Annotated in this window: 17 protein-coding genes; 7 read left to right on the forward strand and 10 right to left on the reverse strand. The window is 45.5% G+C overall.

Features of this window, described 5'->3' with window-relative positions:
* Positions 1-55 precede the first annotated feature (55 nt).
* On the reverse strand, positions 56-517 hold the full coding sequence (locus tag FS818_RS13520) for a DUF6386 family protein (protein WP_260989847.1): 462 nt from the start codon (positions 515-517) through the stop codon (positions 56-58).
* Positions 518-670: 153 nt separating this feature from the next.
* Here FS818_RS13520 and FS818_RS13525 point away from each other — a divergent pair, with 153 nt between their 5' ends.
* Positions 671-1,048, forward strand: coding sequence for a PilZ domain-containing protein (locus FS818_RS13525; RefSeq protein WP_145332446.1), 378 nt, complete (start codon positions 671-673; stop codon positions 1,046-1,048).
* Between the two features lie 150 nt (positions 1,049-1,198).
* Here FS818_RS13525 and FS818_RS13530 read toward each other — a convergent pair whose 3' ends face one another.
* The 6 genes from FS818_RS13530 to FS818_RS13555 form a co-directional block, all read right to left on the reverse strand.
* Positions 1,199-3,097 carry a beta-glucoside-specific PTS transporter subunit IIABC gene (locus FS818_RS13530; protein ID WP_145332449.1) on the reverse strand — a complete coding sequence of 633 codons (1,899 nt, stop codon included), beginning with the start codon at positions 3,095-3,097 and terminating at the stop codon, positions 1,199-1,201.
* Between the two features lie 127 nt (positions 3,098-3,224).
* Positions 3,225-4,076, reverse strand: a complete 852-nt coding sequence (gene licT, locus FS818_RS13535; RefSeq protein WP_145332450.1) for a BglG family transcription antiterminator LicT — start codon at positions 4,074-4,076, stop codon at positions 3,225-3,227.
* A 224-nt stretch (positions 4,077-4,300) separates the two neighbouring features.
* On the reverse strand, positions 4,301-5,731 hold the full coding sequence (locus FS818_RS13540; RefSeq protein WP_145332451.1) for a glycoside hydrolase family 1 protein: 1,431 nt from the start codon (positions 5,729-5,731) through the stop codon (positions 4,301-4,303).
* A gap of 58 nt (positions 5,732-5,789) precedes the next feature.
* On the reverse strand, positions 5,790-7,472 hold the full coding sequence (locus FS818_RS13545) for an S-layer homology domain-containing protein (protein WP_145332454.1): 1,683 nt from the start codon (positions 7,470-7,472) through the stop codon (positions 5,790-5,792).
* A gap of 173 nt (positions 7,473-7,645) precedes the next feature.
* Positions 7,646-9,103 carry a glycoside hydrolase family 1 protein gene (locus tag FS818_RS13550; RefSeq protein ID WP_145332456.1) on the reverse strand — a complete coding sequence of 486 codons (1,458 nt, stop codon included), beginning with the start codon at positions 9,101-9,103 and terminating at the stop codon, positions 7,646-7,648.
* Between the two features lie 341 nt (positions 9,104-9,444).
* The gene (locus FS818_RS13555) at positions 9,445-9,738 is read right to left on the reverse strand and encodes an antitoxin Xre/MbcA/ParS toxin-binding domain-containing protein (RefSeq protein ID WP_145332458.1); all 294 of its coding nucleotides are present in this window, start codon (positions 9,736-9,738) and stop codon (positions 9,445-9,447) included.
* A 147-nt stretch (positions 9,739-9,885) separates the two neighbouring features.
* Between FS818_RS13555 and FS818_RS13560 the strand changes: the two genes are divergently transcribed.
* From FS818_RS13560 to FS818_RS13570, 3 genes are all read left to right on the forward strand, one after another.
* Positions 9,886-10,950, forward strand: a complete 1,065-nt coding sequence (locus FS818_RS13560; RefSeq protein WP_145332460.1) for a suppressor of fused domain protein — start codon at positions 9,886-9,888, stop codon at positions 10,948-10,950.
* 33 nt (positions 10,951-10,983) lie between these two features.
* A complete protein-coding gene (locus FS818_RS13565; RefSeq protein ID WP_145332462.1) occupies positions 10,984-11,745 on the forward strand; it encodes a LuxR C-terminal-related transcriptional regulator in 762 nt (253 codons plus the stop codon).
* 111 nt (positions 11,746-11,856) lie between these two features.
* The gene (locus FS818_RS13570) at positions 11,857-12,636 is read left to right on the forward strand and encodes a hypothetical protein (protein ID WP_145332464.1); all 780 of its coding nucleotides are present in this window, start codon (positions 11,857-11,859) and stop codon (positions 12,634-12,636) included.
* 79 nt (positions 12,637-12,715) lie between these two features.
* Here FS818_RS13570 and FS818_RS13575 read toward each other — a convergent pair whose 3' ends face one another.
* Positions 12,716-14,467, reverse strand: coding sequence for an ABC transporter ATP-binding protein (locus FS818_RS13575; RefSeq protein ID WP_145332896.1), 1,752 nt, complete (start codon positions 14,465-14,467; stop codon positions 12,716-12,718).
* Positions 14,468-14,680: 213 nt separating this feature from the next.
* Here FS818_RS13575 and FS818_RS13580 point away from each other — a divergent pair, with 213 nt between their 5' ends.
* The 3 genes from FS818_RS13580 (at position 14,681) to FS818_RS13590 (ending at position 19,645) form a co-directional block, all read left to right on the forward strand.
* Positions 14,681-16,057 carry an ABC transporter permease gene (locus FS818_RS13580; RefSeq protein WP_145332897.1) on the forward strand — a complete coding sequence of 459 codons (1,377 nt, stop codon included), beginning with the start codon at positions 14,681-14,683 and terminating at the stop codon, positions 16,055-16,057.
* Between the two features lie 12 nt (positions 16,058-16,069).
* The gene (locus tag FS818_RS13585) at positions 16,070-17,584 is read left to right on the forward strand and encodes an ABC transporter permease (RefSeq protein ID WP_145332466.1); all 1,515 of its coding nucleotides are present in this window, start codon (positions 16,070-16,072) and stop codon (positions 17,582-17,584) included.
* A gap of 240 nt (positions 17,585-17,824) precedes the next feature.
* Positions 17,825-19,645 (forward strand): ABC transporter substrate-binding protein, encoded by a 1,821-nt coding sequence (locus tag FS818_RS13590; RefSeq protein WP_145332468.1) that lies wholly within the window; start codon positions 17,825-17,827, stop codon positions 19,643-19,645.
* Between the two features lie 68 nt (positions 19,646-19,713).
* On the opposite strand, the gene FS818_RS13595 is transcribed toward FS818_RS13590, so the two are convergent.
* Both FS818_RS13595 and FS818_RS13600 read right to left on the reverse strand, forming a co-directional pair.
* The gene (locus FS818_RS13595) at positions 19,714-20,352 is read right to left on the reverse strand and encodes a sugar O-acetyltransferase (RefSeq protein WP_145332470.1); all 639 of its coding nucleotides are present in this window, start codon (positions 20,350-20,352) and stop codon (positions 19,714-19,716) included.
* 23 nt (positions 20,353-20,375) lie between these two features.
* Positions 20,376-21,179 carry an HAD-IIB family hydrolase gene (locus tag FS818_RS13600; RefSeq protein WP_145332472.1) on the reverse strand — a complete coding sequence of 268 codons (804 nt, stop codon included), beginning with the start codon at positions 21,177-21,179 and terminating at the stop codon, positions 20,376-20,378.
* Between the last annotated feature and the right edge of the window lie 74 nt (positions 21,180-21,253).

Raw genomic sequence — 21,253 nt, forward strand, 5'->3', positions numbered from 1 at the left:
AAAAATGACTTATATAAGTATGTAGTGTAATAAAATAAATACATGCAAGACCATGCTATAGTCGGATCAAATCCTGTAACCTGTTCTTCCCTTGGTCGCTAGGTTGGATCGTAACCGATATCCGATTTTCCTTTTTAAACACCGTGCAAGCATAATTTCCAGACTTCAGTTGTAAGAAAACCCCTTGGGATAATTCATCCGGCTCCAGTTCACCGCCACTGACATCATCTGCTGCCCCTAAGTAAACTGTGCCCGAAGGAACCTGAAAATAATATACCTGTCTCGGCTCTGCTTCACTCCCGGTTTCCAAAACAGTTTCTTGCACATTCCAGTGCACTTCATACGTTCCGTCCTCACCCAGATTCAGAAAGAGACAATGACCTGCGTTGACCTCCTCCAGTTCATCATCCGGGATCGACCACCAGTCAGGTGTATCCTGAAGACGATGCTCTAATGACGCCAGATCATAACAACATAATGTGGCTGTATCCGTATCCATCTGAAATGTTCCTTGCATGTTCATCCACTCCTTCATTTTTTTATTATAACAAGCGCGCCCCATACATAAAATCGAACTCCCGAACCATCTCTGTAACGTTGCTCTTCATTTCTGGCTAACAACTGACGATATATCCATAACGGAATTTTTTTGAACTTGATGGAGGAATCTATGCCAATTAATAATAGGAAAGAACCTTTTCGTTATACTCTGAAAGAACCTATGCACTTCGAAATCTATATCCTGAGCATTAATGGCATGGACGGTCCTTCCAAGCCTATTCAGGCCGAATTACGTGATATCAGTCGTTCGGGCTGTCAGCTTGCTTTTCCTCTGTCCCTCCCTGTAGAAGATAACGATATTCGCATTGGCATCAACTTGAAGCTGTTTGAAGACTTATTATATATTGAGGGTACACTTCGCTGGGGGATGGAACATAACATGGTATGGCGTTACGGTGTGCAACTTGAAGTTGAAAAAGAGTACCAGGATCGTCTGTCCCGTGAAATGCGCATGCTCGCAGGACAAGGTAAAATAATCGTCAAATAACCATCTAACTATGTTTCCTTTAAAATAAAGCTGATTCAGATTACACAGGCCTCTCTACAATATACATAGAGAAATCTTCATAATTAAAACGAAAAAAGCAGTTGCTCCTCTGGATATATTCCAGGAAGCAACTGCTTTTGTTATATTGAATTATGCTTTTGCCGTGAACAACAGTTCTTGTTCCTTAACGGTTGTACGACCAGCAGACTCAATCGAAGTATATTGATGCATATTCGTGATGATTACCGGTGTAATCGTGGTATAACCCGCTTTTTCGATCTCTTCACGGTCGAACTCCATCAAAACATCACCCACAGATACCTTAGCCCCTGCCTGAACTTTAGGAGAGAAGAACTGGCCTTTCAGCTTCACCGTATCAATCCCGATGTGGATCAGCATTTCAGCACCCGTATCACTTACGAGACCAATGGCATGTCCACTCTTCGATAAGGAGAATACGGTTCCGTTGATTGGAGAAACAACACGGCCTTCCGCCGGCTGGATTGCAAAACCTTTACCCATAATTTCTTCCGCGAACGCAGGGTCAGGTACTTCACTAAGCGGTCTGACTTCACCCGTAATCGGGCTGAATACTTGCTCATCTTGTGCTTTTGTTTCTTCTGTTACCACAGGAGCTGATTCTTTCGCAGGTACTGTAGCTGCTGAAGTTGAAGCTGCTTGTGGCGCATCCTCTTCTTGGAATCCAAGGATATAAGTCAGGATCGCTGCAGCTACGATGGCAATCACGCCGCCAGCCAGTGCAAACAGCAATGTGCTGATTGCCGGGCTAATGAATGCCGCAATGCTTGGTAGACCTGCAAGTCCTGTAATTACATACGATCTTACATTAAAGATACCCATAAACGCACCAGCAACTGCTCCCCCAATAAGGGCTGCAATAAATGGTTTTTTGAACTTCATGTTAATCCCGTACATGGCCGGTTCTGTAATACCCATTACTGCTGTAAGGCCCGTGGAATAGGCCAAAGATTTTGTTTTACTGTTTTTCGATCTTAAACCTACACCAAATGCCGCGCCACCTTGTGCAAGGTTAGCTGCAAACATCAGCGGAATGATAAAGTCGTAACCCAATGTTGTCATAGAACCAACTACGATTGGTAGCAAAGCATAGTGCATACCCGTAATGATTAACAGTGACATTGTACCGCCGATCAGAATACTTGCAAAGATGGACATGTTCTCGAACAACCATGAGATACCACCGGACAAGCCATTACCAAGTACTGTACCCAACGGTCCAACCGTCATCAATGTTACAGGAACCATGATTAAAAGTGTAACTGTCGGAACAACAAGGAGCTTCAGCGAAGCGTGCGTAATCCGATCGATCGCTTTCTCCACATATGAAGCAATCCAGACTGCAAGAATGATTGGAATTACAGTTGATGAATAACTTGCCGCAATAACCTTAATTCCGATGAATGTGGTGTCCCCGGCAGCCAGAAGTGCTGTAATCGTCGGGTGCATAATACCGGCTGCAAGCGCTGCAGCGATAAACATGTTACTGCCCAGTTTACGTGCTGCACTAATCGCCAAGATGATTGGCAGGAAGTAGAAAGCACCATCACCAATTGCAGATAAAATTGTGTATGTCGAGCTTTTATCAGACAACCATCCCACAGCTACGAGGATAGCTACAATCCCTTTAATCATACCCGCACCCGTAATTGCTGGCAGGATTGGTGTGAATACGCCTGAGATGAAGTCAAACAGGGCACTTATCACATTTTTCTTTTGCTTTTCTCCGCTAGCCGCACCTGACGATGCATCTGCGTTCGGGGATTTGGACATGTTGCCTACTAATGCGTTGTACACCACAGGTACATCGTTACCGATGATCACCTGGAATTGGCCGCCGTTTTCCATAACGCCCATAACGCCCGGTGTATTTTTCAGCGTCGCTTTGTCCGCTTTTTTGTTGTCATTCAAGTTAAATCTGAGTCTTGTCATACAGTGGGTCACTTGATCAATGTTCTCTTCGCCACCAACAAGCTTCAGAATATCTTTGGACAATTGTTGTTTATCCATTGTATTTTGCTCCTTTTATGTGTATTGAAGGTTTAAAAAAAACCTAAACACTGGACCATGACAAAGCAGAATAGCTTATCATGATTCAACGTTTAGGTTTTGCCTCTTTTGTAGTAACAATCCCAAATTATTCGATTGTTTGTTCATTTCGGACAATACGTTCGATATGAATCGTTAGATACAACACTTCTTCCTTCGACAAGACCCGATTATAGATTTTACGTGTATAATCGTTAATCTTGACTGCACAAGCATGTGCTTCCGGATATTGTTTGCTCACCAGATCATGAAGCGGATTATCCTCTTCCTTGTCTTCGATCGCTGTACCTTGCAATACGCGTTGAGCAAAGAACTTTAAATGGGTCAGGAATCGGTAATAACTAAGTGAATCTTCGTCGAGCTCGATCACGAAACTGCGCCGAACGATATTCAGAATATCCTTCACGATATTCGTAATGCTGATCGTTTCTCTCATCTCACCATTCATCTGGGCGTTAACCAGATGCATCGCGATAAACGCACATTCGTCCTCGGGAAGAAGAACACCTAACGTTTCTTCAATAATCTGCAATGCCTTGAGACCGATCGCATATTCCTTCCGGTACATACGCTTGATCTCCCAAAATAATGCATTGCGGATCTGCAATCCTTGACGATGTCGGTCAATAGCAAAATGAATATGATCCGTCAGTGAAATGTAGATGCTTTCATGAAGCTTCTCACCCAGTACCGTCTCAGCGTAACGAATAATCTCATCCGAGCACTCCACATATTCAACCGGGATATCAGACAGAAGCGTCTTCAGTTTCTGAGAAACTTCTTTACTTTCGAGCGAAAATATTTTTTCGACGAGACTCTCATCGATGAGTTCACCAGTATGCTTTTTGAAGGCAATTCCACGCCCCATAACGACCAGTTCGTTACCTCCCGGGTCAATTACAGTGACTACATTGTTGTTGAGTACCTTCTCAATTTTCATTTCTTCACATCACCTTGCACCGTCAAAGTAGTAAAAGGCAAAACCAAAACAGGTCATGAAGTATGCCTGCCTCTGGTTTTGCCTGATTGAACAGTAACAATCCAGTATTCTTTAGCCTTGGGCCTATCTTACCATATTACAGCGCATGTGACAACGTTTTTCTGAAAGCGGTTAATGTGCGTTAATGCGACATAAAAGGCACTCATACAACAATGACTTTGGAATTATGATTTTGCATTATTATCGACAAGACTTGCGCCATTTGTACTAATAACTTCTTTGTACCAGTGGAACGATTTCTTCTTATAACGCTCCAGTGTACCAGAACCATCATTATTACGGTCTACATAAATGAAACCATAACGTTTCTTCATCTCTGCTGTAGATGCGCTTACCAAGTCAATGCAGCCCCATGACGTGTATCCCATGACTTCGACACCATCTTCAATTGCTTCTCCAACTTGCACCAGATGATCGTTCAAGTATTGAATGCGATAGTCATCATGAACCGTTTTATTGCCGTTCTCATCTGTAATCAATTCATCTACGGCGCCCAAACCATTTTCGACAATAAACAACGGTTTTTGATAACGGTCCCAGTATTTATTGAGGGTTACGCGCAAACCCTGAGGGTCAATCTGCCAGCCCCACTCACTTGCTTTCAAGTACGGGTTTTGCACGCCTGCAAACAGGTTTCCTTTGCCCTCTTTACGTTTCTCAGGATCTCCGGTCTCACAGATACTCACATAATAGCTGAATGAGATGAAATCTACGGTGTGCTTGAGAATTTCCGCATCCCCTTCTTCAAACTTAATGTTGATGTTATTCGCTTTGAAATAACGATTAATGTATTTTGGATAATAACCCCGTGCATGGATATCAGCGAAAATATCATTACGTTGCTCTGCGTGCATCGCTGCAACAACGTCGTCCGGATTCGGTGTGAGCGGATATGTCGGCATGCTAAGCACCATGCACCCGATTTTCGCTTCCGGCATAATCTCATGACCCAGTTTGACAGCAAGCGCACTCGCTACCAATTCATGATGAATCGCCTGGTACAGATCTTGCTTGGACAATTCGGATTTCGGTGTATAGATACCACCACTCATGAATGGCTCTTCCAGAATGGAGTTGATCTCATTGAACGTCAGCCAGTATTTCACTTTGCCTTTGAAACGGTTAAACAGCACAGTAACATAGCGTTCGTAAAACTCGATCATTTTACGATTAACCCATCCATCATAGGTTTTGGACAAATGTAGCGGCGTCTCATAGTGAGAGATCGTTACGAGCGGTTCAATGCCGTACTTGTGACATTCATCAAACAGGTCATCATAGAATTGAAGGCCTTTCTCGTTCGGCTCCAGTTCGTCCCCTTTGGGAAAAATACGAGACCACGCAATCGATGTACGGAACACCTTAAAGCCCATCTCGGCAAACAACTTAACATCCTCTTTATAGCGGTTGTAAAAATCAATACCGATCAATTTCAAGTTATCTTCGGTAGGGCCTTCGGTTCTTGGTGTTGTAATGCCATGTGGCATAACGTCTTGTACAGACAAACCTTTGCCATCGGCATTATACGCTCCCTCAAGCTGGTTGGCCGCTACCGCGCCGCCCCACAGAAAATCCTTCGGAAATGGTGTAGTCATTTTGCTTCATCCTCTCAACATTGAATATTTAGAGTTTATTTTATATCCATTCCAAGCTTTATTTTGTGCCCACTTGCTCTAGACGCTGCATGATCTGCTCAAGCTGTGCCCCTGTTACGGTTTGCTTCATATCAAACTTTCCTTTGCTCACACCCGTCATTACACCAGCACGAGCACTATTCTGAATCGCCGCATGTGCCCAATGCTTACTGTCCACATCGCCAAACACCAGCTCCACTGAATCTGTAGCAGGCTTCCAATCCTTATTCGTCAGGATCTGATCTACAATAACTGCCATCTGTGCACGTGTTACTTCGCTCTCAGGAGCAAACATTTGATTGCCAATGCCTTTCATCAGTCCCGCCTTGGTCACCTTCACAATAGCTTGAGCAGCCCAGTCGGGAGCGCTGTCCACATAAGGATATGTTGTTTCAGTTGCTGCTGGAAGTTGCAGAGCATCAGCTAAAACGACTGCGATCTGCGCGCGTGTTACAGGTTCAGAGGGTTGTACACCATGCTCTGATGAACCTCCGGTCTGCTCTCCAGCTGTACCTTTATGAAGTTTGAACAGACTCGCGATAACCTCTTTATTGTTGAAAGCAGGTACCCATGACCAATGTTTCAAACCTCCATAGAATCTGTGACTATCCATGTATGCATCATCGTATAACGTTAAATGCGCCTGTTTAGCTCCCATTTCCGTCAATGCCTGATAAGCAAGTGAGCTAGTCCGACTATCTGTTGTTGGATCATTTTGAGCGTGCATAATCCACATTGGCACATCCACAATACCCTTCAGTTCTTGCTTGAATGCGTCGACGGAACCCGTATAATCGGCAACGGTATCTTTGGCTGCAACGATCATTGCTCCAGCGAACAGGTCAGGATACTGCATCAGGAAGCGGAATGCACCTCCACCTCCACTGGATACACCAGAAAGATAGATCCGGTCAGGGTCTACTTCACCTTCGGCAACAAGCTTTTGGATCAACTCAACCTGAGCTTCAAAATATGCCTTCATTATGGGTAGCTGCTCTGCATTGTTGTAAATTTTGAAGCTGTAATTCTCAGGATATTGCACCGCCAGTACAGAAGTATCATACCCTGATTCTGTCCAGACTACTGCACCGCGATTCGCAGTTAGATGATTACGTCCGTCCGTTCCAACTTCACCACCGCCGTGAAGCCATACCATGAGCGGCTTCGCTTCCTTGGAAGGACTGCGTTTCAGGTTATAAGCTAGCGTCACACCGTTGCTAGCTGTGAATTGTGCTTTTTCAAACTCGTCCACCGTACGGGTTTTCACCTGAGTAACACTTTTTTTATCAAAAGAAAGCTCTGGATACGTTTTGCTGGTTACGGAAAACTCGGATTTCAGACCTCCGGGATATTTGAAAGGTTTTACGGTCATATGGATCGTATGATCCTTCATAGACAACGTGATGCCATCATCTTCATAGTTGTCTTGCACAATTTCTCCTGCGGCATTTAACGGATAACCGTCATAATTTCCTGTAATCTCGAAGTCTGATGCCTTCAGATTTTTGTATTTTTCCACATCTGTAACCGTAATGTCGAAGGATTCGACCATCTCTCCCGGATCGCCGACATACGTATTTGCCTGAATTTGCGTCACTTGTGCGCTTGCTGCACCTGTTGTCCCAGGCCAGATTACACTTAAACTCAAGGTCAGAGCTAACATATAAGAAACGTGTTTAATGCCTTTATTCCATTTGTTCAAAAGAACCCCTCCAGCTCATATGATGTTATGATTCCAAAGTAAAGAGCGGACAAACGCCAACCAAAAGGGTTGTATGAAGCGAAAGCTCATATCACACTTTTAAGTCAGGTTTTGCCCGCTCCTGTGCGGTAACAATCCTAAGAATGTCATCACTGAATTTTCAGAACGAAAAATTACAGTTGCTCACCGTTGCTGGCAATGACGTTTTTGTACCAATCAAATGAATCTTTTTTGGAGCGTGCAAGTGTTCCGTTGCCTTCATCATCCAGATCGACGTAGATAAAGCCATAACGTTTGGACATCTCGGAAGTCGACATACTCACGAGGTCAATCGGGCCCCATGCAGTAAAACCAATCAGCTCAACGCCATCTTTGATAGCCTCTTTCATCTGTTCGATGTGCTTTTTGAGGTAGTCGACACGGTATGAGTCATGGATAGATCCATCCTCTTCCACTTTGTCATACGCGCCCAGACCGTTCTCTACGATAAAGAGTGGTTTTTGATAACGATCCCAGAAGTTGTTCAACGTTACGCGCAGACCGATCGGGTCGATCTCCCAGCCCCAGTCGGACGCTTCCAGATAAGGGTTTTTCACGCCGCCTGTCAGGTTACCCGCTGTCTCAGCCGCATCCGCAGAAGCCGATTTGGTCACGGACATGTAATAACTGAAGGAAATGAAATCAACCGTGTTGTTCAGCAGAATCTCATCATCGCCCGCTTCTTTTTGAATAACAATGTTATTCTCTTCGAAATAACGCGCCATGTAGTTCGGGTATTTACCACGAGCGTGCATGTCTGTGAAGAAGAGGTTGAGCTGATTTTCATGCTGAGCCAGTTGTACGTCTACTGGATTACAAGTCGCTGGATAGGTTTCCATACGTGCAAGCATACAGCCCACTTGGGAGCCAGGGATAATCTCATGTGCAAGCTTCGTCACCATCGCACTTGCTACAAATTGATGATGCAAGGCCTGATATGTGGTTTGCAGCTTATTGTCCACTTTATCAATTAGAATGCCGCCACCAGTGTACGGACTGAACACCATCACGTTAATCTCGTTAAATGTCAGCCAGTATTTCACCTTGTTTTTATAACGGTTGAATACCGTTTCTGCGTAACGAACATAATGTCCGATCACTTCACGGCTTGCCCAGCCATTGTATTTTTGCGTCAAGCCAAGCGGAGTCTCGTAGTGGGACAGTGTTACGAGCGGTTCAATGCCGTATTTATGCAATTCGTCAAACACTTCATCATAGAATTTCAAACCTGCTTCATTTGGCTCTTGGTCATAACCGTTCGGGAAAATACGTGCCCAGTGAATGGACAAGCGGAATACTTTGAAGCCCATTTCAGCGAACAGTGCGATATCTTCTCTAAAACGGTGGTAGAAATCAATACCAAAACGTTTCGGGAAACGTTCTTCAATTTTGCCAGCGAGAATCTCTTCGATTCGGGAAGAGGAAATTTCCATGGCATGTCCACCCGTGCGCTTTTCTTTTGGCACATGAGCGATCATATCCGCTGTGGAGAGACCTTTTCCGTCCTTATCGAATGCGCCTTCCAGTTGGTTCGCAGCTGTGGCTCCGCCCCACAGGAAGTTTTCAGGGAATCCTTTTTTTGCCGTGGTCATCATAACAACCTCTTTTCGAAATAGTTTTTGGTTTTCCATAGGCAAGAACAACTCCAAAACAGAGCAGAAAACAAGAAAAACCTAAACTCAGGGTAAAATAGCACCAAAAAGGGGCCTTCATTTCACCATCAGTTTAGGTTTTGCCTGTCTTCACAGTTACAATCCATCAAAAGATGTTATAACATATTCTGTTGTTTTGCTCTTGTGATGTAAGCGTAACACATTTATTTTGTAAAATCAAATTCACCAGAAACGTACGGTCTAGTTCCTCTTTAAAATCACCTAACAACGTATTTATAATGAATAATATCTTATTTCTAACATCATTTCCAAAACTATTTCTAACGTGGCATTCGCAAAATAGCTGCCCGTAGGGCATTGGCTCCTTCCTCCGTTCCCAGATAACTTGCAGGACTTTGGTCCCCCAGAGCTGGAACCTTTTTATCTATCCACTTCAACGCGGAATCTCTCATTTCACACAAAAGCACCCGGCTTATATCTTCTGGAATACCTTTTAATCGCGCCTCTTCTTTCCATTCATCGGGCAATTGAGCATACCAGTCATCAAAAAGTTCAACGAAGGTATCCCAGTGCTCCTGTGTAAATGCAGACAAATACATATCTTGCATACTCATGTAACATTTCTCCTTCTCATAAAGATATGTAACCCCCTGGTCCTATCTCAGAGAATTCATCCTTAAGCCGCTTGTAGTCGCTGTTATAACTAGTAGACTTAATTTTAAATGATTTTCAGGGAGAGAACAATCAAGGAGGAACACATCATGACCGAAGAAGAAAATACATCTGGCTGGGACGCCATCGACCAGGCTATGCAGCAATTGTACGGAGAACAGGAACCTAAACATTATGGCACAGCCATTCCATATATGCTTGGCGGACCTGACCCACTGGACGGGATAAGTGCCTATGCGGTAGATACGCCGATGCCTCATTGGCATTTTGTAACCTACGGTTTCTCGGAGCTTTACGGCAAAGAAAGCGATGATGCATCCAGAAGTGGGTATGGTTTTGAACTTACATTTCGCCTTACACGCTGTGAGAAGGAATCCGAGCCGCCGGCCTGGGCACTCAATCTATTACAAAATATGGGGCGATACGTCTTTAACAGCGGTAACTTGTTTCAGCCCGGAGATTATCTGGATGCCAACGGCCCGATCTGCCTGAACTCCGATACACTCTTGACTGCACTTGCATTCATAGAAGATCCGGATTTACCTGAACTCAGCACACCGAATGGTTCTGTTCGATTTATTCAAATAGTCGGTATGACCTGCCGTGAACTGGAGATGATTCAGAGCTGGAACACCCGCGGTTTCCTGGCTGCCTGTGAGAGCTATATGCCTAAATATGTAACGGATCTGATGAGGAATTCATATGCAGATATCCCTTCGGTTATTCAAGCGACGGACCGAGGCATTGAGGAAGACGGATCAAGCACCGCCTTTTTGTTCATCCAACAATTGAGCTGGGAGTCTCCGCGCAAAAAACTGCTACAGAAAAACATCCCTGCCAAGCTTCAGCTGGGTGCCCAACAGGCAACCCTTCTGGGCAGCATCCTGCGTAGCCGAATCGCCAAAAAAGCAACGTTGTCCCTGATCGGGCCAGAGTTCAATATTGTCTTTGAAGCTGGTGATCATCCCTCTCTGGTGGAAACGGAGCGAGAGGTCAGGCTGACTGTGAATCAGCAAGCACTGAACGAAATTGTAGGGCAACTTCGCCCACAAGCCAGTTCCTTTCAGGTCCTTTCACTGGACAAGCTCCTCATTGAGATTGTGCCCACACAGATTAAAGATCAGGAAGGCCATGTGATCAAAACGATCGGATAATCAACGTGATACGACACAGCAAGGAGGAATGACATGTCTGCCCAAACGCCGGCCACACGGCCGGTTGAATATGGTACAGGAGTTCATACGGGAACCCCCGCTACCTTTCACTATATAGCTCAAAACGGAATAGACCGACTTTGTAAAATCAACCATTTCCTGATTCAAGCATTCCGCCATAGTATTTCGGATATCAAAGAGAATCTGACAGGTACCTATCTGTTCCTGTTAACAGACGTTAACGGCGTGCTGCTATCTATGGACTATAGTTCTAATTTGGAATCGCACGTAAAGCAATCCCCCATTCAACCGGGACTGAGCTTTGCAGCCCAGAGCTGTGGTATCAATGCCATCTCCAGAACGATGGAGGACAACCAGCCTGTATTTTTGCTGCCAGAGCAGCATGAAAGTCCATTTTTTCAAAGCTGGCACTGTTATGCTATTCCTCTGTATATAGGGTCACAGCATTTCGGCTATCTGGATGTCTCTACCATAAACGCTGATATGCAGCGTGAACTCATGGCCATAGCCAAGCTGATCCCGGCTTATATGCAGAATAGTTACCGGAGCCAAGTCACGGCAAATCCGCACAAACAGCCCCAAGTCGAATTCACAGACCGGCAGTTAACCATTCTAGAAATGATATCCCGCGGATGGACGGTGAAGGCGATTGCACTGCAACTCAAAATCAAGGAATGTACGGTCAATTATCATAAAAAAGTCATTTTCAACAAATTAGGCGTACAATCCAGCACAGAAGCTGTTTCAATGGCTAGCCAATTGTCTTATTTATAAAAGAAGGAGACCCCTATAGTTTCCTATAGGTGGCAATAGAGAACACCTGTGCTACAATTTTAGTACGCACAACAGAAAGAGAGAATCACACACACATCTCAGGAGGGTATTATGTCTATTATGAAAAAAACTTCTTTATTCGCTATGCTCATCATGATGATGATCGTAGTCGCTGCCTGCGGAGACAAAGCAGATAACAATGCAAAATCAAACGAATCCGCTACTACTAAAACAACAACAGGCGCAGATGCTGGCACAGCGAAAACGGATGATGCTGACAAATCAGAGGCATCCAGCGATGACAGCAAAGAAACCGACAACTCATCCAAAGTAGAGCTGGGAACAACACAAAAAGGCTCCTACACCAATGACTATTTCGGCGTATCGCTGAAGTTCCCCGAGGCATGGGAGTACCAGGATGCCGAGGGCATGAACCAACTGACAAGTGCTTCCTCTGAAGCGATTGCCGGTGATGACGAAAAGAAGAAAAAACAAATGGAATTGTCCCAAACCAAAACACTGAACCTGCTCATGGCATCCCAATACCCGCTTGATGGCGGTCAGGTAGGCCCTTCTGCAATGGCCATTGCCGAGAAAGTCAGCTTGCTGCAAGGCATTCGCACAGGGGAAGATTACCTGAAAGCAACCAAGAAGTTCATGGAAGACAGCAACTTCCCTTATGAATACAAGGACTTTACCAAAGAAACCATCGGTGGCAAAGAGATGGATCTGATGCAGATCACGATGGATGCAGGGGACGGAAGCACAATCACTCAAGAATATTACAGCACCATTATTGAGGGTTATGCATTCAACTTCATCTTCACTTATCTCGATGAAAAAACAAAATCCGAGATCGACAACATTAAAAAGTCGGTTCAATTCAAATAAAACTAGAACCCCGGCAACGATCTGAAACAGATCACGCCGGGGTTCTTTATTGTTTTACATAAGCCGACTCAAAAACCGTTTAACCAGACAGGGCAACCCAATGTCCATCCTTCACTTCGACCCAGCGCGAATGCTCCAGATTATATCGGTCTCCCGTACCACTGGTTTCCTTCTCTTGATCTACCAAAGCGATACGCGGCTTATTCTTCTCCACCGCCGGATCAGGAACGGGAATTGCCGATAGTAATGCTTTCGTATACGGGTGCTGCGGATTCGCATACAGTTCTTCACTCTCGGCCAGCTCCACAATTTTGCCGTTATACATGACAGCGACCCGATCACTGATATGTTTGACCATCGACAGATCATGCGCAATGAACAAATACGTCAGACCCAAGCGTTGTTGCAGCTCTTCAAGCAACTGCACAATTTGCGCCTGAATAGAGACATCGAGTGCCGACAACGGCTCATCACAAACGATAAACTCCGGCTCTACCGCCAGCGCTCTTGCAATACCTATTCGCTGACGTTGCCCACCCGAGAACTCATGTGGATATCGCTGTGCATGTGATGAATCAAGTCCCACCATCTCCAGCAGTTCTTCCACTCGCTTCTGTCGCTCAGCCGCATTACCTGCCAGCTGATGGATATCAAGCGCCTCGCCAATAATGTCCATAATTCTCATTTTGGGATTCAGTGAAGCATATGGATCTTGGAAAATGATCTGCATATGTCGTCGCATCGTTTTCATCTCACCAGGCGAGAGTCGTTGTAACGGAATGCCCTTGAACAGCACATCTCCTCCCGTTGGCTCGTGCAGACGCAGAATCGCTCGTCCCGTGGTAGATTTCCCGCTACCTGACTCACCCACAACGCCGAGTGTCTCCCCCTGACGGATATGAAAACTGATATCATTCACCGCTTTTAACGTATTGCCCTTGCCGAGGTTAAAATACTGTTTGAGAGATTTGACTTCCAGTAATGGCTGATCGTCCTCCAGGTCTTTGGGTACCTGAGAGAGCAATTTCGGTTTCTTCTTCTCATCCAGTCGAGGTAACGCGTTCAACAGACGGACGGTATACGGATGTTTTGGACTCTCGAAAATTTCCTCTGTAGTACCCGTCTCCACGATCTCTCCTTCTTTCATTACAACCACCCGGTCACACATGCCGGCAACCACACCCAGATCATGTGTAATAAGAATAATCGACGTACCCATCTGCTCCTGCATATCCTTCATCAAGTTCAATATCTGTGCCTGAATCGTTACATCCAAAGCCGTAGTCGGCTCATCGGCGATTAATAGTTCAGGACGGCAAGCAAGGGCGATACCAATCATCACCCGCTGACGCATGCCACCGGAAAATTCATGTGGATACTGATTATAACGGATAGCGCTTTGTTTGATACCTACTCGTTCCATCATGGCGATGGCTTGTTTTTTCGCTTCCCTTTTCGATAACTTCTGATGTTTGATCAAACTTTCCGAGATTTGTTGGCCAATCTTGATCGTTGGATTAAGCGAGCTCATGGGATCTTGGAAGATCATGCCGATGTCACGGCCACGAATATGCTCCATCTCTTTTTGTGATTTCCCGGCAAGATCGACACCTTTAAATCGGATTTCACCCGATTTCATCTGTGAAGGGGGAGAGGCAAGCAGCCTCATAATAGAGCGAGCAGTTACGCTTTTACCACTGCCTGATTCCCCGACGATGCCCAGCGTTTCCCCTTTCTGCAGTTCAAAGCTGACCTGCTTGACCGCCTGAAACTCACTATCACCCGTGTAAAAAGAGACGGACAAATCATTTACTCTCAGCAAAGGTTCCACGACGTGCACCATTCCTTTCATACCTGTTCTATCTTTTCATATGTAATCAATTCCATACCTTGACAATTAAACACACCCTACATAATATATACTATATTGATCGGAATAATGCAATTTAAACTTCAGTGAAAGGAGGATTACCGTTTGACAGCTGAAGTGGAAAGTCATCACACCTCCCGTCCGGTGAATCATTTAAGTTTTATTTATGGAAAAATGCTGCTTCATCCCATCTATCGATATGTATTGGTCGTTCTCGGATTACCGATTAACCTGATCGTTTATATGGTCTGGCGTTCCAAACGCAAAGAAGATGACTGGTCAGCTGTAAAACATCAGGCCGAACAGGAAATGCACACGTCTTCCTACCGGGATACCCTACGATTGGAATTGGAAGAACAACTGAGGCGCAAGCATCGTTTTTTCAAGCAAGAGGTCAGCGAGGCCGCATTCAGACAACAGGCTGAGAGCTGGCTTGAGGAAACGTTTCAGAAAGAACTGCTCGAACGAACGTCCCGAAAGCTAGAAGAAAAGGGAAGGCATCGTCTCGCAATTCAAGATACATTCGGTCTATTGATAGCGAAGCCTTGGTTTCTAGCCTTATCCATCATCCCTGGCTGTCTAATGTATCTGACTCTATTGGTGTATGGCAATGCTTATCTAAAGTACATATTTGAAAGAGTGCTCATGACCATCTTTGTCATTCTGGGTGTAGCAACGCTAGTATTTACGATTCTGTACTTGTCTCCGTTCAACCCGGCGGCCAACATTCTCGGCGTAACGGCAACACAAGAACAGATTGCAGCCTTTAATCATGTGTACGGCCTGGATCAGCCTTATCTGACACAACTATGGAACAATATCAAGGGTGTTGCCTTGTTTGATCTTGGAAAGTCATTTGCGGGAAACGAGAACGTGACGGCAACGATTGCTCGAAAGTTTCCGATTACGCTGACACTCGCCCTCATTTCACTTGTGTTCGCCGTTGTCATCGCTTTGCCTATTGGCATTATCTCGGCGCTCAAGCCTAACTCATGGTTTGATTACACATTTATGTTCATCGCTCTCATTGGACTGTCTATTCCGAACTTCTGGCAAGGGCTGATCTTCATTCTGAATTTCTCGATTAAAATGCAGTGGCTTCCCGCTACCTTTAATCCACAGAACTGGCTATCCATGATTATGCCGGTCATTGTGCTAGGCACGGGACTTACGGCTGCGGTTGCACGAATGACCCGTTCATCCACACTGGAGGTCATTCATGAGGATTATGTCATGACCGCCCGGGCCAAGGGTCTAAGTGAGCGGCAAGTGATGCTGAAGCACGCGGTGCGTAACGCGCTGATTCCTATCATTACTGTCGTGGGTCTTCAATTCGGAGCTATGCTTGGCGGTGCCGCTGTAACAGAGAAGGTATTTAATATCAGCGGACTGGGAAGCTACATCGTGGATAAGCAATTCATACCCGATATTCCGAGTATTATGGGCGGAGTAATCTACACAGCGATCACGATTTCCATTGTGAATGTTGTCGTTGACCTGTTCTACGCGTTTATCGATCCAAGGGTTCGTTCCAAAATGAAACAATATTAAAGCAGGTGTATTATGACAAAATCAAGCTCCCTTACGCAGGAAATGCGTTTCCGGCTCAAGTCTTCGCATGAATACAGTCAAGCCAGCTTCGCATGGATTACTTCGGTTCTGCTGACCCTGTTATTGCTACTGAACAGTTATGACTGGAGCGGGCAGGCGTTCAAGCCTTTTATAGCTGGAGTTACCGGCATTTATCTGTTCTTTACGCTCATTCAGAGTCTGCTCCTGATTCAAATCAGACAGGACTTAATACAGCGTGGAGTTATACGTGTTCTTACACGTAGACTCGCATGGGTCCAGTTGCTGGCTGCTTTGACAGGTAATATTTTCATCGTAACGGCCGCCTTCCATCTAATCCGAAAACGAAAAAGTATTGAATATACATTTGCTGTATACGCACTGTTAACCCAATTATTTGTGATTGGTGTATCGGCTCTGAATGTGTTCAAGCCTTATGTTGCGGATACCTTTCTGCCTTCGATGGCGGCGCTGTTATGTATTCTCGTCATGAATTTGATCGTATTGATCATTGTATCAAGGTATGATGCGACCTCTCCTCTGCCTCGCTGGATGATGGTTGTAGGTGCAGTGATGATCGTTAGCGTGATTACGGGCAACGTTTTCGCGTTGCTGCTGGGGATCTCAATCTTTCGCCGGCTCCGTAGACAAGGGAGGCATGGAACGAATTTCTGGAATGACCTGTGGGAACGTCTTGCTCCCAATATGACCGCCATGTCCGGGCTCTTTTTCATCATCTTCCTGTTCTCGATCTCCATCTGCAGTTTCTTTACCTTCGACTACAGCATGGCGGTGGAAAATAACTATTCGGTCCTGCTTCAGTCACCTTCTCTGGCCTACCCGCTAGGAACGGATGATTTCGGTCGGTGTCTATTTTCCCGAATCGTGTTTGGTGCACGGATTTCCTTGATCGTCGGTTTGATGTCAACCCTGATTCCGGTTGTGATTGGCGGTGTGCTGGGTGCCTTTTCGGGTTTCTACGGAAGACATACGGATAATCTGATCATGCGGTTGCTGGATATCCTGTACGCCATTCCGGGCATCTTGCTCGCCATCGCGATTATCGCGGCTTTCGGTGCTAACACGGTAAATCTGATCGTGGCTCTGAGTCTCGGTTCGATTCCCACTTATGCCCGAACGATGCGAGCCAGCGTGCTCTATGTGTCGACCTTTGAGTTTGTTGAAGCGGCGCGTGCCTTGGGATATACCAATCGTACGATTATTTTCAAACACATCATTCCCAATTCGCTTGCACCGATGATTATCAAATCCACGCTGACGATTGGTGGAGCTGTCATCGCAACCAGCAGTTTGAGTTATCTTGGGCTGGGTGTAGAACCACATATTCCGGAATGGGGCAACATTCTGAAACTGGGTAGCACCTATCTGGAGACTCATTCGTATCTAGCGATTTATCCAGGACTAGCGATTATTTTGCTTGTTCTTTCGTTTAACTTTCTCGGTGACGGACTGCGGGATGCCCTTGATCCCAAGCTTGAGAAGGCGTGACGATGGATTTATTAAGTTGAACTAAAAGAGGTTTACACAGAGCACTCCGATGACAGAATAACCTTCCAATCGCTGTTATCCCCAGATTTTTTGATTCCCTTTTTTAAAGGGAAAAATCCGGTGATAAAGGCGAGCACTCCGTTTTTCCAGGTTTTTTCTGTCCTCTCCGTTTTTGTGTAAATGAAATAGTTCAAAAAAAAAATCATACATCACATCTATTAACAAAATGGAGGTATTCCCATGAAAAAACGTACACTTCTCGCCTTGCTGCTGATTCTCGTGCTGGTGATCTCCGGCTGCAGTGTGAAAACCAAAACCGAATCGCAGGAGCAGAACCAACCTTCCGATACAACGGAGAACGCACCAAAAGCGGTGGACATCGAATTGCTCGCCATGAGCTCTTCCGAAAATGATGTCAACATTATCCGTGACCAGCTGACCAAGAATGGCTTTAATGTAAAACTGAATCTGCAGCCGGACTACGGCAGTTTTAAGTCCCAGCAGGACGCAGGCAACTATGATATCGCATTGTCCAGCTGGACAACGGTAACGGGCAATCCGGACTATGCCGTTCGCTCTCTTTTCAAAACAGGCGGGGATTACAGCATTCTGGCGGATCAAGAGATCGATAAACTAATCGATCAGGCCGCTACGCAGACACCTGATGAGTACAAAGAAACCTATAAAAAGTTGGAAGACCGTTTAGTTACCGACCAAGCATACATCGCTCCACTTTACATCTCCCTGAAAAGTCAGGCTGTGAACAAAGACATTCTGAATGTCGATACCGTTCGTCTGTCCAAATCCCGTGCCATGGCATGGGAACCGATCGAGTTCAAGGACAACTCCAAAAACAGTAAAGATCCGTTGATTTTGACACAAACTGCATCTGTGCTGACTTCCCTTGATCCGATTAAAGGAAACGACGGCTCCATCAACCAAATCAACACGAATATGTACGTGCGTCTGGTGAACCTGACGGATGACGATCAACTGACAGCGGATGGCTCGCTTTCACGTAATTTCACGATTGCAGACGGTAATTCCGAGTACTATTTTGTCCTTCGTGACGATATCAACTTTGCTAAAATCGAAAACAAAAAGGCTGTCGATACCGGAGAGCGTGTAGGCGCAGATGATGTTATCTTCTCCCTCGACCGTGCCAAAAATAAAGATTCCGTTCCGGATCACCGCACGTACAGTCTGCACGAACATATCAAACAAGCCGAACTCGTTACCGACCTGAGCGCACTGGAGTCAGTGAAACAATCCGGGGGTAGCGGAACCGTGCTGGAAGCTCTGAATCAAGGACTCGACAGCGATATCAAGGAACTGGTTAGCGACAAAAAACAAGCGAATAACGGTGCAGGCAAATACCAAGTGGTTAAAGTGACCACGACTGAACCGTTCCCGCAAGTGCTGAATTATTTGGCGCACCAATCGGCTGGTATCGTATCCAAGAAACAAGTCGAAAGCATCAATACGTATGATGTCGCGTCCTTCGATGTGAACAAAGATATTCCTTATGGCGATCAGAACACGGTGACCGAGGGTGCCAACTATAACAACACACTTTATACAAGCGGACCTTATATCCTTTCTTATAAAAATGACTACGAAGGCGTGTTCCTGAAAAACCCTGGATACCGCAAAGGTTCCGACTTCGCAGGCAAGATTGATCAGGTAAACGTACGCTTCATCGCCGATGCTGACAGTGCTCTCTCTGCGCTTCGCAGCAGTGAAATCCACCTGTATTACGGTGTGCCTGAGACGAAATACGACATTATCCAGAATGACAGCAAATTGCAGCTGCAAAGCATTCCAAGCAATGCCGTATCGTATCTGCTGTTCAACACAGCCAATCGCGAAGTGGCCAAGAGCAGTGATCTGAGAAAAGCAGTGCTGTATTCCATCAATCAGGATGAGATTCTGCAATTCTACAAAAACAACAAACTGAAGGCTTACTCTACCGTCAGCCCGCTTGTGCAAACCGGGAATGAACTCAAGGCTGATCCAGCCAAAGTGAAAGAATTCCTGAGCAAGTATAACGCGTCAAAATAAACCTCTGAACGAAAAGGCTGTCACCAGGATCATGCAGATCCATCGGTGACAGCCTTTTTTCTGTTATTTCATTCCGGCACTTGGCAATCTGCCAAAATGTCTGGATAATGCCGCATACTATCCGCTTCTGTAATTTTGCGAATCACTCTACACGGTACCCCCGCTGCAAGCGAATGCGGTGGAATGTCACGCGTAACCACGCTTCCCGCTCCAATGACACATCCGTCTCCAATCGTGACGCCTCCGCATACGGTCACATTCGCGGACAACCAAACATCATTACCGATGGTAACCGGTTTGGCATAACAGAGTGATTTTAGCTCACCATGTTGATTCAGCATCTGTCTCCGTTCACTCGCAATCAAAGGGTGAACAGGCGTAACGATAGTAACATTGGGACCAAAGCTGGTGTAGTCTCCAATCGTCACTTGTGCATCATCCTGTATGGTCAGATTGTAATTTGCAAAAAAGTGATGGCCGATCCGGGTATGCACCCCATAGTGAAAGAAAATCGGACCCTGCATAAATCCGCCTTCCCCCATCTCCCCCAGTAACTGTTGTAGAATCTGCTGTCTTTCCTCTGTTTGTTCTTCAAAGGTTTGGCTATAACGCTGACTGAGATGATGAGCTTTCCTCTTGATTTCCTTCAGTTCCGGATCAGCCGGACTGAATAACATGCCCTTCATGATTCTCTCTTCTTCACGCATCGCGATTCCCCCTCATTTATAGACTATTCCTGCAAATCCATGATCGCCTGAATCGTTCGCAATACACCATTTTCATCATTGGATTTCGTAATGAACCGTGCGGCACGTTTGGTATTCTCGCATGCATTGCTCACGGCAAAGCTGTACTTGGCAACAGCCATAAGTTCTACATCATTTTCTCCATCACCGAAGGACATCGTTTCGCGCGAAGTTACGCCCAGCATCTCCTGCAATGTTTTGACCGTTTCACCTTTGTGCGTATGCAGCGCCGTGATATCCAGCCACCTGGGTTCAGAATCAACAATATAGATTTGCCCTTCCATCGTCTTTTCCACATGTTTTCGCAGTGCTGTACAACGTCCCTGGGTATCGAACACCGTAATTTTAATAAAAGAAGTGCTGATGCCTGCAAACGAGTCCGTTTTGATGACCTGTTCATACGAGCTTTTCACAACGTCATACATCTCATCCGAAATGGAAGAATGCACATAAGCGGCATCGCTTGCACAAACGATAATGGTCATTTGGGGATCAAATGACTGAATTTCCTGAATGGCTTGCAATGCTAGTGCAGGCTCCATGCTAAACTCCCGAACCACCTGCCCATCCTTCTTGATTCTGGCTGCACTGTCCCCAAGAATCCAAACACCTCTGCCATGTTCGCCGAATAATTTCTCTACCCTTTCGCACTGTTTTCCGGTACACGCTACAAAAGTAATGCCTTTACGTTTCATCCCCTCATGAACCTCGTTGAATAACTCCATATCAAATGATCCTTGACTGTTTAGAAAAGTTCCGTCCAGATCGGTTACAACCAGTTTAATCATGATGTGTTCCTCCAGTTGATTGATAAGTGATGTTGGCAAACGTCTTAATGCGTCTTAAAGAACCTCTGAAGCTC

Source organism: Paenibacillus xylanexedens, from assembly GCF_007680605.1.
Taxonomy (GTDB): domain Bacteria; phylum Bacillota; class Bacilli; order Paenibacillales; family Paenibacillaceae; genus Paenibacillus; species Paenibacillus xylanexedens_B.

Excerpts from the sequence above, each read along its gene's own strand:
- FS818_RS13520 (WP_260989847.1), bottom strand. The coding sequence starts at position 517 with ATGCAAGGAACATTTCAGATGGATACGGATACAGCCACATTATGTTGT.
- FS818_RS13525 (WP_145332446.1), top strand. The coding sequence starts at position 671 with ATGCCAATTAATAATAGGAAAGAACCTTTTCGTTATACTCTGAAAGAA.
- FS818_RS13530 (WP_145332449.1), bottom strand. The coding sequence starts at position 3,097 with ATGGATAAACAACAATTGTCCAAAGATATTCTGAAGCTTGTTGGTGGC.
- licT (WP_145332450.1), bottom strand. The coding sequence starts at position 4,076 with ATGAAAATTGAGAAGGTACTCAACAACAATGTAGTCACTGTAATTGAC.
- FS818_RS13540 (WP_145332451.1), bottom strand. The coding sequence starts at position 5,731 with ATGACTACACCATTTCCGAAGGATTTTCTGTGGGGCGGCGCGGTAGCG.
- FS818_RS13550 (WP_145332456.1), bottom strand. The coding sequence starts at position 9,103 with ATGACCACGGCAAAAAAAGGATTCCCTGAAAACTTCCTGTGGGGCGGA.
- FS818_RS13555 (WP_145332458.1), bottom strand. The coding sequence starts at position 9,738 with ATGAGTATGCAAGATATGTATTTGTCTGCATTTACACAGGAGCACTGG.
- FS818_RS13560 (WP_145332460.1), top strand. The coding sequence starts at position 9,886 with ATGACCGAAGAAGAAAATACATCTGGCTGGGACGCCATCGACCAGGCT.
- FS818_RS13565 (WP_145332462.1), top strand. The coding sequence starts at position 10,984 with ATGTCTGCCCAAACGCCGGCCACACGGCCGGTTGAATATGGTACAGGA.
- FS818_RS13570 (WP_145332464.1), top strand. The coding sequence starts at position 11,857 with ATGTCTATTATGAAAAAAACTTCTTTATTCGCTATGCTCATCATGATG.
- FS818_RS13580 (WP_145332897.1), top strand. The coding sequence starts at position 14,681 with ATGCTGCTTCATCCCATCTATCGATATGTATTGGTCGTTCTCGGATTA.
- FS818_RS13585 (WP_145332466.1), top strand. The coding sequence starts at position 16,070 with ATGACAAAATCAAGCTCCCTTACGCAGGAAATGCGTTTCCGGCTCAAG.
- FS818_RS13590 (WP_145332468.1), top strand. The coding sequence starts at position 17,825 with ATGAAAAAACGTACACTTCTCGCCTTGCTGCTGATTCTCGTGCTGGTG.
- FS818_RS13595 (WP_145332470.1), bottom strand. The coding sequence starts at position 20,352 with ATGCGTGAAGAAGAGAGAATCATGAAGGGCATGTTATTCAGTCCGGCT.
- FS818_RS13600 (WP_145332472.1), bottom strand. The coding sequence starts at position 21,179 with ATGATTAAACTGGTTGTAACCGATCTGGACGGAACTTTTCTAAACAGT.